This is a genomic window from Candidatus Koribacter versatilis Ellin345, from assembly GCF_000014005.1.
Lineage (GTDB): Bacteria > Acidobacteriota > Terriglobia > Terriglobales > Acidobacteriaceae > Korobacter > Korobacter versatilis_A.
On record NC_008009.1, the window covers coordinates 3,424,906 to 3,439,336 of the forward strand.

Genomic DNA, 14,431 nt, shown 5'->3' on the forward strand with positions numbered 1-14,431 from the left:
GACTCACGCCGTCATGGCGTTCGCCGGAGCCGCCTGGGTGGCGAGAATCCCGTTGGTCCACCGCGACGCATCACCGCGCGCCGCAAACACCCGCTCGTCGGTGATCCCCAATCCATGCGCGAGGTCGTGAACCATGTTCCATCGCGCCCGCTCAAACGCCACGGCAAGGTCGAGCAGCGCCCGCAGCGCTCCCGGCTCTCCCCACAAAGCCCGCTCCACCGCCTGAGGCAGCCGCACCACACTCAACAGCGCGCTCAATTGCATGTTGACCACCAGCGGCATGAGCGAGAACAGGCCGGTCATGAACCCTGCGTCCGGCGCGTCGGGCGACAACAACTCACATAACCGCGCCCGCAGCATCGCGCAGACCACCACTTCCGTCGGCCTTCCGTCCACCGCGGCAACCGTGGCCATCAACGACAACCAACGCCGCAACTCGTCATCTCCGAGAAGGCTCATCGCATGCCGGATGCCCGTCACCTTCTGCACCCCAAAGAACGCTGACGAATTCATGTACCGCATGAACCGGTAACAGAATGACGGTTCCGCCTTGATCAGATTCTCGATCACCGCATAATGCAACACTGGCCTCTGGAGTTCCGTCAGCAGCCGCAAACACGCCAGCTTTGCCGGTGGAACCTCGCGCGCCAATTCCTGGGCAGACGACAGGTAATACGCACCCTCGAAGTAGCGAAACCCGCAATTGTCAGCTGCCGCAAGATCGCTTCGCGTATCAAGATTGCGCGCGATCATCCGCGCATTGCGCGCCTTCCCCGCCGCCAGATTTTTCTTCATTTTGCACAACAGCGAGCTCCCTCGGACCGCCACCCAATCCATGAAAGGCAAGTAAGGTTCCCATTCGCGGTTGGCCTCGAAATCAGCAATCGCAAACGTGAAGCCCTCCCGGCGAAGCTCCCTCACGCAGCGCAACATCTCCGCCGAAGCGTACTCGTCCGAACTGATCGCCAACACCACTCGTCCCATCGGCAATCGCCGCACCGCCATACTCGCCAGCACCTGCACGCCGCACTCCACCATCGCCCAGGAATGCCGCGGGATCCGGTCCAGCGCCACCGTAATCGCCGCCACCTCCGACACCGTATCCACCAATCCGCCGGTAGGCTTCTCGATATTCAGGAAATATCCCTCGACCTGCTCCCGGTAATCGAAGATCGGCTGCCGCACTACGAAGCGCATCGCATCCTCCATGGACCTATGCGGTGCATCGGCAGTTTCTCAAAGCACTTGAGCCCAAAATCTGGCGTGCTGCCCGTCACTTTTTCTGCATCGTCCTCGTGAAATAATTGCTCTCTCTTAGTGAGGTACTCATGTTCACCGGAATCGTTGAAGAAGTCGGCCACGTCGCAAAAATCGAAATCAAGGGCGAGAACCGCCGCATCACCATCACCGCCCAGAACACTCCCAAGCAGCTCAAAACCGGCGACAGCGTCGCCTGCAGCGGTGTCTGCCTCACCGCGCTCGACATCACGCCCACATCGTTTTGCGCCGATCTCGCCCCCGAAACCTGGGTCCGCACTTCCCTCTCGCGCATCACCGAGGGCGCGCTCATCAACCTCGAACTTCCCCTCCGCTTCGACGCTCGCATGGGCGGCCACATTGTCCAGGGCCACGTCGACGGGGTCGGCAAACTCATCGAGTTCGAACCCATCCCCAACTCCGACGACTACTGGCTCCACATCGAAGTCACGCCCGAACTCGAGCGCTACCTCGTCTACAAGGGCTCCATCGCGATCGAAGGCATCAGCCTCACCGTCGCCAGGCTCGACGGCCTGCGCTGCACCATCGCCATCATTCCCCACACCGTCGAAATGACCAACCTCAAGTCGCTGAAGCCCGGCGACCCGATCAACATCGAAACCGATATCGTGGCGAAATACCTAGAAAAGTGGATGGTCCGCGGCGACCTGAAGAAGGAAGAACTGCAGGTCGAAGCACTCACAGCGAAGGGATTTTAGAGAATTGCTTACCTTCATAAACTGTCATAAAATGAAGGTATGCCCATGACATCGCTGAATATATCGCTTCCCAAAAGCCTGAAATCTTATGTGGAAGGTCAGGTGTCGTCAGGCGACTTTGGTACGCCGAGCGAATACATCCGCGATCTGATTCGTCAGGACAAGGAAAAGCGCAAGGCCGCCCTCGAGCGTGAACTGCTAAAAGGACTTGAGGGCCCGAGATTTGAACTGTCGCTTGATGAGGCGCGCAAGAAAGGGCTAGTCAATGTTCTCCGCGAGAAAGCCCGGAAGCGGTGAAGAAGTTTCGCATTATCCTCGGCCGTGCGGTTACGCACGACATTCTTGCGCAGTCGGATTGGTATGAATCTCACGCCGGAGAATCGTTGGCACGTCGATGGGAACAATCAGTTCTGACTACTTTGGAACGAATCCAACGTGCGCCACGCTCCGGGCCGATGTTAGGCGGATTCGAGGATTTGCTCGGAGAATTGCGTAGAATTCCAGTGAATCGCTTTCCAAGTCATTTAATTTTCTATCAAGTGATTGAAGACGAAGTCTTGATTCTGCGCGTACGTCACGGCGCGCGTGACCTAGCGTCTTTGCTACCTTGACGTTCTTTTTACCCAATGTCTCCCGGCGCATGCCTCCGCAAATCCGTCGTCCCGAAGGTGCTGAAATCCGTCGAATCCAGTTCCAGGAATTCCTGCACGATCTCCACCTTCGACTGCTCCATCTCTTTCGGTGTGCCGTAAAAAACCACGGCGCCTTCGTAGAGAAAGATCAGCTTGTCTGCCAGCTTCTTCGCCAGCGACATATCGTGCGTCACCACTACGCTGGTCAGCTTCAACTGATACTTGAGCTTTTGGATCAAATCGCCGAGCAGATGGGCCATCATCGGGTCCACCATCGTCGTCGGCTCATCGTAGAGAATGCATTCCGGCTCAGCCGAAAGCGCGCGCGCGATCGCCACCGACCGCCGCATGCCCGTCGACAGCTCAGCCGGCAGCAGGTCGCGCATGTGTCCCACGCCGACCATCTCCAGCAGGCCATCCACGATCTGGAAGATCTGCGCCTCTTCCAGTCCGCCGCGCTCGCGCAATGGAAACGCCACGTTCTCGCCGACAGTGAGCGAATCAAACAGCGCGCCGCTCTGGAAGACCATCGTCACTTTCTTCCGGATGCGCTCCATATCCTTCTCGCCATAATCGGTAATGTCCTCGTAGGCGACGTGAATGCGCCCGGAATCCGGCTTGAGGAAGCCCATGATGTTGTGCAGCGACACCGATTTGCCCACGCCTGAGCGCCCGAGAATGCACATCGTCTCCCCGGACTTCACGCTCCAGCTCACGTCGCGCAGCACGTGCTTCGTGCCGAACGATTTGCTGACGTTCTCGAATTGCAAATATGGCTTGTCGCGGTCCGGGCCGTTGGTTGGCGATGTGCTCATGCCTCTCCTGCCTGCGTAAACTCTTCTGGCGTGTTCAGGTTCTTAAACAGTTTCGCCGGATCGAATCCAGCCTCGCGGATCTCATTCTCTTCCACGTACTCCACGCGTACCAGTCCAAGCGTCTCCGTGACCCTGTACTTCCCTCGTTTCAACTGCTGCTCCGCCACTGCGCGAAATGGCCGCCGATACACCGCGCACGTTCCCTGGATCCCACCATCGGCATCGGGAACCGTGGCCAATGCATCCGGTTTTGCCTGGGCGCGTGTAACAAGATAGCGCAGGAATTCCGCGCTGACCATCGGCATGTCCACCGAAAGAAACACGTTCAGTTCGCTATCGCTCGCGCCCAGGGCGGCGTGGATCCCTCCCAGCGGCCCGCATTGCTGGAACTCGTCCTCAACCACCTCAGCGCCGAAGTCCGAGTAGCGTTCGCGCGCGCCAATCACTTTCACGCTCTCGTTAACTCCGCGGCCAATCTCAATCGACTGCTCCAGCAGGGTCTTCCCGCCCAGCCGCAGGAGCGCCTTATCGCGGCCCATCCGCGTGCTGCGCCCGCCGGCAAGAATGAATACGGTCACTCCATTCACGCCAGTCATGATACGCGAAACCGTCATGAAATCAGTGCTGCTCGTGGTATGCTCCACGCCAGCGGACCTCCGCGCGATCATCCTCGACCATGCGGCTCAGCAAACGCCTCGGCACACCCGTCTTACTGCTCGTCGCCATCATCACCGCCAGTGTTGTTGGCTACCGCTTGCTTGGCGGTCCCGACGTCCACATTCTCGACGCCATCTACATGGCCATCATCACTCTCGCCGGAGTCGGCTACGGCGAGATCATTGACACTACCCATAATCCGGCGCTGCGGATCTTTAATATCGGCGTCATCATGGTCGGCGTCACCTTCACCGTCTATGTCTTCTCAGCGGTCACTGCCTTCCTCGTCGAAGGCCAACTCACCGATCTCTTCAGGAAACGCAAAATGCAGAAGCGGCTCAGCGAACTCAAGAACCATTACATCGTCTGCGGCCTTGGTGACACCGGACGCTACGTTGTCGGCGAACTTCAAAAGACCGGCACGCCCTTCGTCGTCATTGATCAAAACGAAGAGCACATCAAGAATTTCATCGAGAAGGGCGGCGACGCCTACCACGACATGCTCTACGTGACCGGCGACGCCACCGATGAATTGCTCCTCGACCAGGCACGCCTCGATGTCGCGAAGGGTCTCATTGCCGCCGTGGCCGCCGACAAAGACAATCTCGTCATCACCGTGCTCGCGCGCCAGAAAAGCCAGAAAGTCCGCATCGTCGCCCGCTGGACCGACCAGCGCTACTCCGACCGTCTCCTGAAGTCCGGCGCCAACGCCACCGTTTCACCGAACGCCATCGGCGGCATGCGCATGGCCAGCGAAGTGCTTCGCCCGCACGTTGTCGGCTTCCTCGACATGATGCTGCGCGAACAATCGAAAACTCTGCGCATCGAAGAGGTCGTCATCAAGGGCCACTCGCCCTGGGCGGGCAAGTCGCTCGAGTCGCTGCAACTCAAGGCGCTCTACAACCTTCTGCCGCTCGCCATCCGCTCTCACGGCGATGGCAAGACTCCAAATTTTTGGGTAAATCCGCCGGACAACGTCCTGCTGGCAAGTGATTCTGTCGTCATCGTCATGGGCGACGTAAACGACATTCGCCGGGCACGCACAGATTCGCAGGAAGACCTCGAACCCGCCGCCGCTCCGGCGACCGTTTAGCTTTCGAACCAGGCCAGCGCTCTTCGCATCAGCCGCACTAGTTCGTATTTGATAGCTGCTTTGTATCAGCAGCGCTTTCCGTATCAGCCGCGCTGGTTCGTATTTGATAGCTGCTTTGTATCAGCAGCGCTTTCCGTATCAGCAGCGCCGGTTCGTATTGATAGCTGCTTTGTATCAGGGCAGCGCTTCAGCGCTGCCGAAAAGCACTCCATCCGACCGGGCTTTAGCCCCTGCCGAACCTAATTCGCTTTTGCGCGATCCAACTGCTGCGGCCCCGGGATGCCGCACTTAATCTCCATCCCGACAATCCGTCCTGCCACGTCGAGGTCCAGCGCACCCAACGCTTTCATCACCGAATCGCCGCTCTGTCCCGGCACCGCGACAAAAATTCGTTCGTTGACCATGCCCACCGTCTGATCGCGGTGAATGAACGACAGCGCTTGCTCATTGCGGCACGGCTTCGGCAACGTGAATGTCACATCCGCGAGCTCGCCGGTCTCGGTCAATGAGACTGCAACTTCCAGTGGCACCCGCTGTTTCACTTCATCCGCCTCCAACTCCCAATGCGGGTTGAAGAAGACGTAATAGAGATACCCGGTTTCCGGATCGTATTCAGTTCGTTCGATGCGTAAAGACATGGGCCTCAACCTAGGCGGGTATTGTAATCGCTCCCGTCAACCAACGCACATTACGCCGTGGGTGCCCCGTCCTTATCCGCACAACGGATAGGGACGGGGATTTTCACGCACCGCAGCGCTTCAGGCCAAAAGAGGCGAGGCTTCTCAGCACGACGCGCCAGCTTCGCCCCGCCTCACACTGACCAGTTCCGCGTTTCCCCACCCTCTGCTATAGTGGCTTGCACAAAACCAGCGCATGGAACTGATCTCTCCAACTGATATCGCTAAAGAGAAAATCCTGGCTGTTCAGGAGTACGCTCAGTTGGCGGGCCGTTCGCTCACCAACCTGTTCTCCCAGCCGCGCTATCTTTCAGACACATTGCAGCAGGCCGACCTCATCGGCGTTGGCTCGCTCCCGATCGTCATCCTCGCCGGCTTTTTCACCGGCGCCGCGCTCGCGCTGAACACCTCCGCGACGCTCCAGAAATTCGGCTCTATCACCCTGACCGGCCAACTTGTCTCTTATTCCATGGTCCGCGAACTCGGCCCCGTGCTCACCGGCCTGATGGTCGCTGGACGCAACTCCAGCGGCATGGCCAGCGAACTCGGTTCCATGAAGGTCACCGAGCAGATCGACGCCATGCGCGCCCTCGGTACCGATCCCTCGAAAAAGCTTGTGACGCCGCGGGTCATCTCCACCGTCGTCATGCTCTTCTTCCTGAGCATCATCTCTGACTTGTTGGGAATGGCTGGCGGTTTCATCATTTCCTGGACGCTTCTTGGCCTCGACGCCAACCAGTACTGGACTACCGCCTACCAGGCGCTCGTCTTTCAGGATGTCTTGATGGGACTCGTCAAGCCCGTCGTCTTCGGCTTCTTCATCGCCAGTGTCGGCTGCTATTACGGCATGAATGCGACCGGCGGTACGCAAGGTGTCGGCCGCGCGACCACGCAGGCCGTGGTCACGGCGTCCGTGCTCATCATCGCCTCCGATTTATTCATCACCCGTTTCCTCATGGTCGCGCTCGGATAAGCGCATGAGCAACTCCATCAGCATCAATCCAGACGTCGCCGCCAATTCCCCCGACCCCAAGCAGGTCGCCATAGCCTTCGAGCACGTCAGCATTGCCTTCGAAGAAAACGAAGTCCTCAACGACATCACCTTCGACGTCAAGAACGGCGAGACCAAGGTCCTCCTCGGCGTCGCCGGCACCGGCAAAACCCTTCTTCTGAAACTCGCCCTCGGCCTCCTGCGCCCTGACTCCGGGCGCATCTTCACGCTCGGCGAAGAAGTCACCAGCATGAAGGAGCAAGACCTGTTCGCGCTGCGCCGCCGCGTCGGCATGGTCTTCCAGGAAAGCGCGCTCTTCGACTCGCTCACCGTCCGCGAAAATGTCGCTTACCCGCTACGCGAACAAGGCGGCATCCCCGACGACGAAATTGAGAAACGCGTCCGCGAGGCCCTGCGCTTCGTCGAACTCGAACACACGGTCGACCTCTTCCCCTCGGAACTCTCCGGAGGCATGCGTCGCCGCGTCGCCATCGCCCGGGGCATGATCACGCACCCCGATGTGGTCCTCTACGATTCGCCCACCGGCGGTCTCGACCCGGTCACCTCCACCACCATCGTCGAGTTGATCGTCAAAGGTCGCGACGTGTACAAGAACACTTCGATCGTAGTAACCCATCGCTTGCAAGACGCCTTCGTCATGGCCACCAATTATTTCGATCAGGAAGCCAACATGATGAAGCCGATCAAAGCGGGTTCCAATCGCAACGTTCACACCAATTTCGTAATCCTCCGCGACACCCACGTAATCTTCCAGGGCACCGCCTCCGATTTGGTAGCCTCCAAAGACGACTACATCAGGGAATACCTCTCCTAATTCGTTGTGAGGTTTTCGCGTAGTCGTGAGTTTTTCCCTTCGCGGCCCGCCCGCACCACCGCTCGCACCCCCACTACACTCTCCTGTCATCCTGAGCGCAGCGAAGGATCTGCTGTTCCCTTCGCGGCCAGCCCGCACCACCGCTCGCACCCCACTACACTCTCTTGTCATCCAGAGCGCAGCGAAGGATCTGCTGTTCCCTTCGCGCTACCGAATATTTTCCTGCTAACTCCCCCGCCCCCACGGTGTCCATTACATAGATAGAATGTCTGCAGGCATCATGAAGTTCTTCCTCTCCGTCGCGCTCTGTTTGTTCTCGGTGTGCTCGTTTGCGCAGAACGCCGCCGTCCAGCAAGCTGCGAAGGCCGCCTCTCTTTCCGGCACGCTGACCAAGTACGGCAGCGGCGAGCCCCTTCGCAACGCCGAAATCTCCGTCAACCGCGTCTCCGACACCTCGCCCGCCTCCGACGAAAGCACCTCCAACCAGGTCAGCGTCGTTACCGACGCCGCCGGTCGCTTCCGCTTCCCCAGCCTCGTCCCGGGTGACTACACCATCGTGGTCCGCAAGAACGGCTTCCACGGCTTCCGCGGACCGAACAGCCACACCTGGCAGGAATTTCTCAACATCACGCTCTCGCCCGGACAAGCGGTCAACGACCTCGCCCTCGCGATGCAGCCCGGCTCCGTCATCAGCGGCCGCGTCCTCGACGAAGACGGCGAGCCCATCGCCTACGTGCAGGTCAGCGCACTGAAGTGGGTCTACGCCAATCATCGCCGCCAGTTGCGTCCCGTCGGCGTCGGCAACACCGACGACCAGGGCTCCTACCGCATCTTCTCGCTCGAACCCGGCCGTTACATCGTGCGCGCCAACGTAATTCAGGACGGCGGCAATTCCAAGCTGCACTACGCGCCTTCATACTTTCCGGAATCGTCATCGCCCACCGAAGCCAGTCCCATCGCGCTCCGCCCCGGCGATCAGGCGCAAGCCGACTTCCGCATGAGCCGCGTGCCCTCCGTCAAAGTCACCGGCCACATCAACGGCACCACCTCGGGGGCGCAGACGCAGGTCTATCTCCGCAACGCACACGATGAAGGCGCGTCCATCCAGCGCTCCGCCGGCGCCACCATGGATCACAACGGCAACTTCACGCTCGAAGGCGTACTCCCCGGCGACTACACCATCTCCGCCCTCGAGTTCCGCGGCGATAACAACGACAACCCTCTGCACGCCGAGGCCCCCATCCACGTCGACGGCACCGACCTTCCCAACATCTCGCTCACCCTCGACGAAGGCGGCCGCTCCGCGCTCCAGGGCACCCTCACCGTCGACACTCCGAACGTCCAGCACCCGCGCCTCGATACCCTGCGCATCGGCCTGCTTCCCGTCGACGACACCAACAACGAGTTCGCCGGAAACGGCGGTTACTCCGCCATCGGCCCCAACGGCGCCATCCGCCTCGATCGCATCGTTCCCGGCAAATACGTCGTCTCTCTCACCGCCGAAGGCTCAGGCTGGGAAGACTTCTACACCAAGTCCGTCACCATCGCCGGTCGCGACGTCACCGACGCCGTCGTCAATATCAGTTCCAGCCGCGGCGTCGTCCCCATCACCGTCACCGCCGGCACTGACGGCGCCTTCGTCGAGGGCTCCGTCACCGACGACGAAGGTAAGCCCGTCGCCAACGCTATCGTCATCGGCGTCCCCGACCCCGCTCTCCGCGCCCAGTTCGACCTCTACCAGCGTGGCGAAACCGACCAGAACGGCCACTTCCGCCTCCGCGGCATCAAGCCCGGCGCCTACTCCTTCTTCGCCTGGAGCTCCATGGACGACGAGTCCTACATGGATCCCGACTTCCTCCGCGCCTTCGAAAACTCCCGGGTCGACCAGAGTCTCGCCCCCAACTCCCACCAAAAGGTCGAATTAAAGCTCCTCTCCCCCGACGACGCCCAATAATCAGGTTTGCACCAGCCCCTGCCTCAGCCCCCGGCCGTGTATAAGCCCTCGGCCCTTCTATCAGCCCCCCGCCTTCTCTCACCCCCGGCCTTGTAATCAGCCCCCGCCTTGTGTCAGCCCTCGGCCTTGTAATCAGCCCCTGCCTTGTGTCAGCCCCCGCCTTGTAATCAGCCCCTGCCTTCTCTCAGCCCCCGCCTTGTATCAGGGCTTGGCTTCAGCCAAGCCGAAAAAGCCATCCCACGAACAGGGCTTTAGCCCCTGCACACCCCTCCCCGTAACCCCTTTGGTTCCAACCCCATACCGATTCCATATCCTGAATCCAGTGACCCCGTGTTAACATCTAAGTATTGTCTCGCCGAACTAGACGCGACTTTGAGCTAAGCCCCGAACTGACACTCGGCAGTTTCTCTCTCAGACCCGCTGAAATCCTAGCTACTCGAGATCGTCCGTAGCGGCGCACGCTACCACTCTGTGAACACCCCTTCCGGCGCCAAACAGCGCTTAACGGGGTCCCGGGCAAAACATCCCGGAGACTTAAGGAGACTTGATGGCCAATGCACGCCCATCTTTCACCAAGCGTTTGAAAGAACGCGCCCGCCAGGAGAAACAGGCGGAAAAAGCACAGAAGAAATTGCAGCGTAAAGCTGAAAAGGAAGAGAACCCCAACGCCGAGAAACTCGGGCAGCCCGTCATTGAATATGACGAAGAAGGTCAGCCCAAAGCATTGGACTTCCACGATTTCTAGAACGGTCCCGGCCCGCAGCCGGAGGCGAACGCGAGTTCGCTACCAACAAGTAACTCCCAGTCGCGAATCGCATGTCTCCATTGCGCGTCGCGAGACGGCAATACGTGAGGTCCTCACATAAACGGGACCCCGAAAGAAGACAACGATTGACTACCTTTAACGATATGCCCCTGTCCGATGTTCTTAAACAGCGACTTGAGGCAGCCCAGTTCATCAACCCAACTCCAGTACAAGAGAAAGCCATTCCGCCCGCACTCGACGGCCGCGATATCCTCGCCACCGCCCAGACCGGTACCGGTAAGACCCTGGCCTTCATCATCCCTGCCCTCGAGATGCTCCGCGACACCGAGCCTTGCGGCGTGCAGGTGCTGATACTCGTACCCACTCGTGAACTCGCCATGCAGGTGCACGGCGTCTATGAGCAGCTCAAGGGTAAGAAACTCAAGTCCGCAGCGCTCGTCATGGGCGGCACCTCGGAGCGCAACCAGATCCAATCGATCCGCAGCGGCGCGCGCGTAGTGGTAGCCACGCCCGGCCGCCTCGAGGACTACATGGGCCGTCGCCTCGTAGACCTCAGCCAGGTCGAAATGCTCGTCCTCGACGAAGCCGATCGCATGATGGACATGGGCTTCCTCCCTGCCATCAAGCGCATCCTCCGTGCTCTTCCGCGCGATAAGCAGACGCTTTGCTTCTCCGCCACCATGGGCCCGGCGGTCAGCGGCATCGTGCAGGATTGCCTCTACAACGCGGTCCGCGTGGAAATCGGTTCCATCCTGAAGCCGGCCGCCGCCGTCGAATTGCACGCGATCGAAGTTCCGATCATGGGCAAGAAAGATGCCCTGCGCCAGCTTCTCTACGAGCAGGAAGGCAAGACCCTGGTCTTCGCCCGCACCAAGCGCGGTACCGAACGCTTAGCCAAGGAACTCATCCGCGACGGCTTCTCTGCCGCGATGATCCACGGCGACCGCAGCCAGTCGCAACGCAACGCCGCATTGGCCGCGTTCGACAAGGGCAGCATCAAGGTCCTGGTCGCGACGGATGTAGCCGCCCGCGGTCTCGACGTAGATGACATCGCACACGTCATCAACTTCGACCTCCCGCAGGTGCCGGAAGACTTCATCCACCGCGTCGGCCGCACCGGCCGAGCCGGAGCAACCGGTATGGCGACGAGCCTGGTATCAGGCGCCGAAGTCTTCGAGCTCCGCAACATCGAGCGCACCCTGAAGCTGAAGATCGCACGCCGCGACCTGAACGCCACAACGACGCCAAAGCGTGAAGTAAAGCATCGCGACACGCTCTCCACGCGCACGCTAAAGCGGCTCCCCGGCGAAATCTTCGCCTAAACCAGTAAGCAGAACTAAGAAGAGCGCGGCATGTCCGCGCTCTTTTGCTTTTCGCTTGTGACTCTAAGTCCCGCGGTCAGGCCACAACGCCCGAAGAACTCCTCATTGCAGTCTTCGGACCAGTTCCTCGGGGTGGATCGGCTTTGCGAGCAGTTCGAAATCATGTCCTTCGGCCCGCGCCCGTTTCAGAAGATCGGCAGTTGCGGCATTTCCGGAGAACAGCAGAACTCGAGTCCTGGGACAGAGTTCCTGGATTCGGAGCGCAGTTTCGACACCGTTCAGCTTCGGCATCATCACGTCCGAGACGACGAAGTCAGGACATGCTTGAGAAGCTGCTTCGATCGCCGCTTCGCCGTTGTAACAAGGCGTCGCATCGAAGTGAAAGCGCTTGAGGATCTCGCAAACCGTATCGGCAACGAGTCTCTCGTCGTCCACAACCAGCACCCGTTGGACACGACTTTGCTTTTCGATTCCGTCTCCGGATCGCAGAGCAGTCTTACCACCATCGTCGGTGAGAGCGATATCTCTCATCAACAGGCGGCCGACCATCTCGATGTCCTGCACAGCTAGCATTACGCCCATGCGTTATTCACCTCCGACTGAGTAACCTGTGTTTCAATGGGAAGGGTAATGGTAAACACGGTGCCCGATTTCGCTCCAGCCCGACTCCGTACGCGTATAGATCCTCCGGCGGTTTCCACCAGGTCCTTACTCACCCACAGCCCGAGACCTGTACCGATCTCTGACTTTGTCGTGAAGAATGGGGCAAATAGCTTCGCCATGTGCTCCTTTGGAATGCCTTCGCCGCGATCCGCCACTGCGAGGCAAATTACAGGCTGACCTTTTCGGTCGGTGGATTTGCGAGCGCGAACCGAGATCACTCCGTCGAAATCGGAGGCATCGATCGCATTCGTTACTAGGTTGGAAAGCACCTGCTTCAGTTTGCCCTCCACGGCAAACACCTCCAGCTCCGCAGAAATCCGTTTGTCGAAGGATATGTTTTTGTTCTCCATCTTGCGCTGGTAGATCGTCATGACGCCCTCGACAAGCGCGGAAACGGACAACCACGCTGGTCGCGAGTTGTCGCGGTAAAAGCCCAACGTTTGACGCGCAATGTAGGCGACACGCGAGAGCTCTTGATCGGCCTGCTCCAGGTATTGCATGAGACTCGTCGGCAATTCCGGGCTGGTCTTGGCCAGGTAAACGAGGTTGGTGATGGATTCGAGCGGATTATTGATTTCGTGCGCGACCGTGGCAGCCAATCGTCCCGCGGCTGCGATCTTCTCCGTCATCCGTAACGCGCGTTCCATCCGCTTCTTTTCCGTGATATCCCGGGCGATCTTCGCCGCCCCGATGATCCTCCCGTTCTCGTCGCGCACCGGCGAGATCGAGAGGGAGACTTCGAGTCGCCTGCCGTCTTTTGCGAGACGCACGGTTTCGAAGTGATCGATTTTCTGTCCGCTCCGGATCTTGCTGAGGATCATGTCCTCGTCCTGGAGTAGCTCCTGCGGAAGAATGATCGTGATCGGCTTACCGATGATCTCATCGGCGGTGTAGCCAAACATCTTCTCGGCTTGCTTGTTCCAACTGGTAACGATGCTGTTCAGGTTCTTGCTGATGATCGCATCATCGGAAGAGTCGATAATGGCGGCGAGTCGCTCGCGGATCTCGGCCGCCTCCTTGCGGTCGTGAATATCGAGGCAGCCTCCCACATACCCTTCGAAGCTACCGTCGGGCGCGAAGCGCGGAACCCCACAGTCGAGGATCCAACGATACTGTCCGCTATGGTGGCGCAGCCGGTACTCCATCTCGAATGGGCGACGTTCGTCGAAGTTGGCGACATAAATTTGAAGGCAGCGATCAAAGTCGTCGGGGTGCACATTTTCTGCCCACCCATTTCCCGCTTCCTGTTCAAGAGTTCTACCGACGAAATTCAGCCATCCCTTATTGAAGTAGTAGCAGAGCTTGTCAGTGCCCGCCATCCACACCAGGACCGGCGAAGCGTCCGTGATCACGCGGAAACGTTGCTCGCTGTGTCGCAGGGCATCTTCAGCTGCTTTTCGATCGAGAAGATCGGCGCCGAGTCGGGCGAGCACGTCCAGGGCGCGAACTTCACGCTCACCGGGGCGTTTCACGGTGCGGAAATGGGTGGAGAACACGCCTAAGACGCGACCGTCATGGCTGATCAACGGGGTGGACTGCAAGGCGCGAACGCCCGCGTTCAACATCACGTCGAGTGCCTGCGTGCCCGCGAAGATGGGGCTGCGCGTCACATCTTCAACGATGACCCGCTTGCCTTCTTTTAGAACGACACCGCACGCGGCGTTCGGCTCCTTCGCGTTCACCGTTTCAAAATACGAAAGGAATGGCGCCTCAAATCCACGATGTACTTCGATCTTCAGGGCCTTGCCGTCGAATATCTGCAAATTCCCCATATCGGCGCCAGAGATGTCCAGGGCCGCATCCAGTATCTCGTTGAGGAGATCGGTGAGGTCGGTGACCTGCACCAGCCTCGTACTGAGTTGTTGCAAGCGTTGGGAGGTTGACAACTCCTCGGTCAGGGTCTGGGCCAGTTGCTGCAGTTCGGCTTCGCGCTCCTGCAGCGCCTGTTGCACGCTCTCCCGCTGCCGCACTTCAGACATGCGTTCGCTGTTCGGTCCCGGTGGCGGGACTTGCCCTGTTGTGCCCATGAAACTCCCTTTGTAGAAATGTG

General features: G+C 59.5%; 15 protein-coding genes. 9 read left to right on the forward strand and 6 right to left on the reverse strand.

Annotation, left to right across the window (positions count from 1 at the left end):
* Nucleotides 1-3: 3 nt before the first annotated feature.
* Nucleotides 4-1,197, reverse strand: a complete 1,194-nt coding sequence (locus ACID345_RS14860) for an EAL and HDOD domain-containing protein (RefSeq protein WP_011523684.1) — start codon at nt 1,195-1,197, stop codon at nt 4-6.
* Between the two features lie 131 nt (nt 1,198-1,328).
* Between ACID345_RS14860 and ACID345_RS14865 the strand changes: the two genes are divergently transcribed.
* The 3 genes from ACID345_RS14865 to ACID345_RS27525 are packed head-to-tail and all read left to right on the forward strand — an operon-like array spanning nt 1,329 to nt 2,587.
* Nucleotides 1,329-1,976, forward strand: coding sequence for a riboflavin synthase (locus ACID345_RS14865; RefSeq protein ID WP_011523685.1), 648 nt, complete (start codon nt 1,329-1,331; stop codon nt 1,974-1,976).
* Nucleotides 1,977-2,021: 45 nt separating this feature from the next.
* Nucleotides 2,022-2,273, forward strand: a complete 252-nt coding sequence (locus ACID345_RS14870; protein WP_011523686.1) for a type II toxin-antitoxin system ParD family antitoxin — start codon at nt 2,022-2,024, stop codon at nt 2,271-2,273.
* Nucleotides 2,270-2,587: a type II toxin-antitoxin system RelE/ParE family toxin gene (locus ACID345_RS27525; RefSeq protein WP_011523687.1), complete on the forward strand. Its 318-nt coding sequence runs from the start codon at nt 2,270-2,272 to the stop codon at nt 2,585-2,587. Before ACID345_RS14870 ends, ACID345_RS27525 begins: the two co-directional genes overlap by 4 nt.
* An 8-nt stretch (nt 2,588-2,595) precedes the next feature.
* Here ACID345_RS27525 and ACID345_RS14875 read toward each other — a convergent pair whose 3' ends face one another.
* Both ACID345_RS14875 and ACID345_RS14880 read right to left on the reverse strand, forming a co-directional pair.
* Nucleotides 2,596-3,423, reverse strand: coding sequence for an ABC transporter ATP-binding protein (locus tag ACID345_RS14875; protein ID WP_011523688.1), 828 nt, complete (start codon nt 3,421-3,423; stop codon nt 2,596-2,598).
* Nucleotides 3,420-4,067 (reverse strand): molybdenum cofactor guanylyltransferase, encoded by a 648-nt coding sequence (locus ACID345_RS14880; RefSeq protein WP_011523689.1) that lies wholly within the window; start codon nt 4,065-4,067, stop codon nt 3,420-3,422. The genes ACID345_RS14875 and ACID345_RS14880 overlap by 4 nt, the downstream gene beginning before the upstream one ends.
* Nucleotides 4,068-4,099: 32 nt before the next feature.
* Here ACID345_RS14880 and ACID345_RS14885 point away from each other — a divergent pair, with 32 nt between their 5' ends.
* The gene (locus tag ACID345_RS14885) at nt 4,100-5,173 is read left to right on the forward strand and encodes a potassium channel family protein (RefSeq protein ID WP_011523690.1); all 1,074 of its coding nucleotides are present in this window, start codon (nt 4,100-4,102) and stop codon (nt 5,171-5,173) included.
* 239 nt (nt 5,174-5,412) lie between these two features.
* Here ACID345_RS14885 and ACID345_RS14890 read toward each other — a convergent pair whose 3' ends face one another.
* Nucleotides 5,413-5,811 carry a hypothetical protein gene (locus tag ACID345_RS14890; protein ID WP_011523691.1) on the reverse strand — a complete coding sequence of 133 codons (399 nt, stop codon included), beginning with the start codon at nt 5,809-5,811 and terminating at the stop codon, nt 5,413-5,415.
* Between the two features lie 235 nt (nt 5,812-6,046).
* Between ACID345_RS14890 and ACID345_RS14895 the strand changes: the two genes are divergently transcribed.
* The 5 genes from ACID345_RS14895 to ACID345_RS14915 all read left to right on the forward strand — a co-directional run bounded on the left by ACID345_RS14895 (nt 6,047) and on the right by ACID345_RS14915 (nt 11,718).
* Entirely contained in the window at nt 6,047-6,823 is a 777-nt protein-coding gene (locus tag ACID345_RS14895) for an MlaE family ABC transporter permease (RefSeq protein WP_011523692.1), read from the forward strand.
* A gap of 4 nt (nt 6,824-6,827) precedes the next feature.
* Nucleotides 6,828-7,676, forward strand: coding sequence for an ABC transporter ATP-binding protein (locus tag ACID345_RS14900; protein WP_011523693.1), 849 nt, complete (start codon nt 6,828-6,830; stop codon nt 7,674-7,676).
* A 265-nt stretch (nt 7,677-7,941) separates the two neighbouring features.
* The gene (locus ACID345_RS14905) at nt 7,942-9,630 is read left to right on the forward strand and encodes a carboxypeptidase regulatory-like domain-containing protein (RefSeq protein WP_011523694.1); all 1,689 of its coding nucleotides are present in this window, start codon (nt 7,942-7,944) and stop codon (nt 9,628-9,630) included.
* 544 nt (nt 9,631-10,174) lie between these two features.
* Nucleotides 10,175-10,375 (forward strand): hypothetical protein, encoded by a 201-nt coding sequence (locus ACID345_RS14910; protein WP_148210128.1) that lies wholly within the window; start codon nt 10,175-10,177, stop codon nt 10,373-10,375.
* A 146-nt stretch (nt 10,376-10,521) separates the two neighbouring features.
* Entirely contained in the window at nt 10,522-11,718 is a 1,197-nt protein-coding gene (locus ACID345_RS14915) for a DEAD/DEAH box helicase (protein ID WP_228370652.1), read from the forward strand.
* Nucleotides 11,719-11,820: 102 nt separating this feature from the next.
* Here the strand turns inward: ACID345_RS14915 and ACID345_RS14920 are convergent, their stop codons facing one another.
* Nucleotides 11,821-12,300, reverse strand: a complete 480-nt coding sequence (locus ACID345_RS14920; protein ID WP_011523696.1) for a response regulator — start codon at nt 12,298-12,300, stop codon at nt 11,821-11,823.
* A complete protein-coding gene (locus ACID345_RS25645) occupies nt 12,291-14,408 on the reverse strand; it encodes a PAS domain S-box protein (RefSeq protein WP_011523697.1) in 2,118 nt (705 codons plus the stop codon). Before ACID345_RS25645 ends, ACID345_RS14920 begins: the two co-directional genes overlap by 10 nt.
* Between the last annotated feature and the right edge of the window lie 23 nt (nt 14,409-14,431).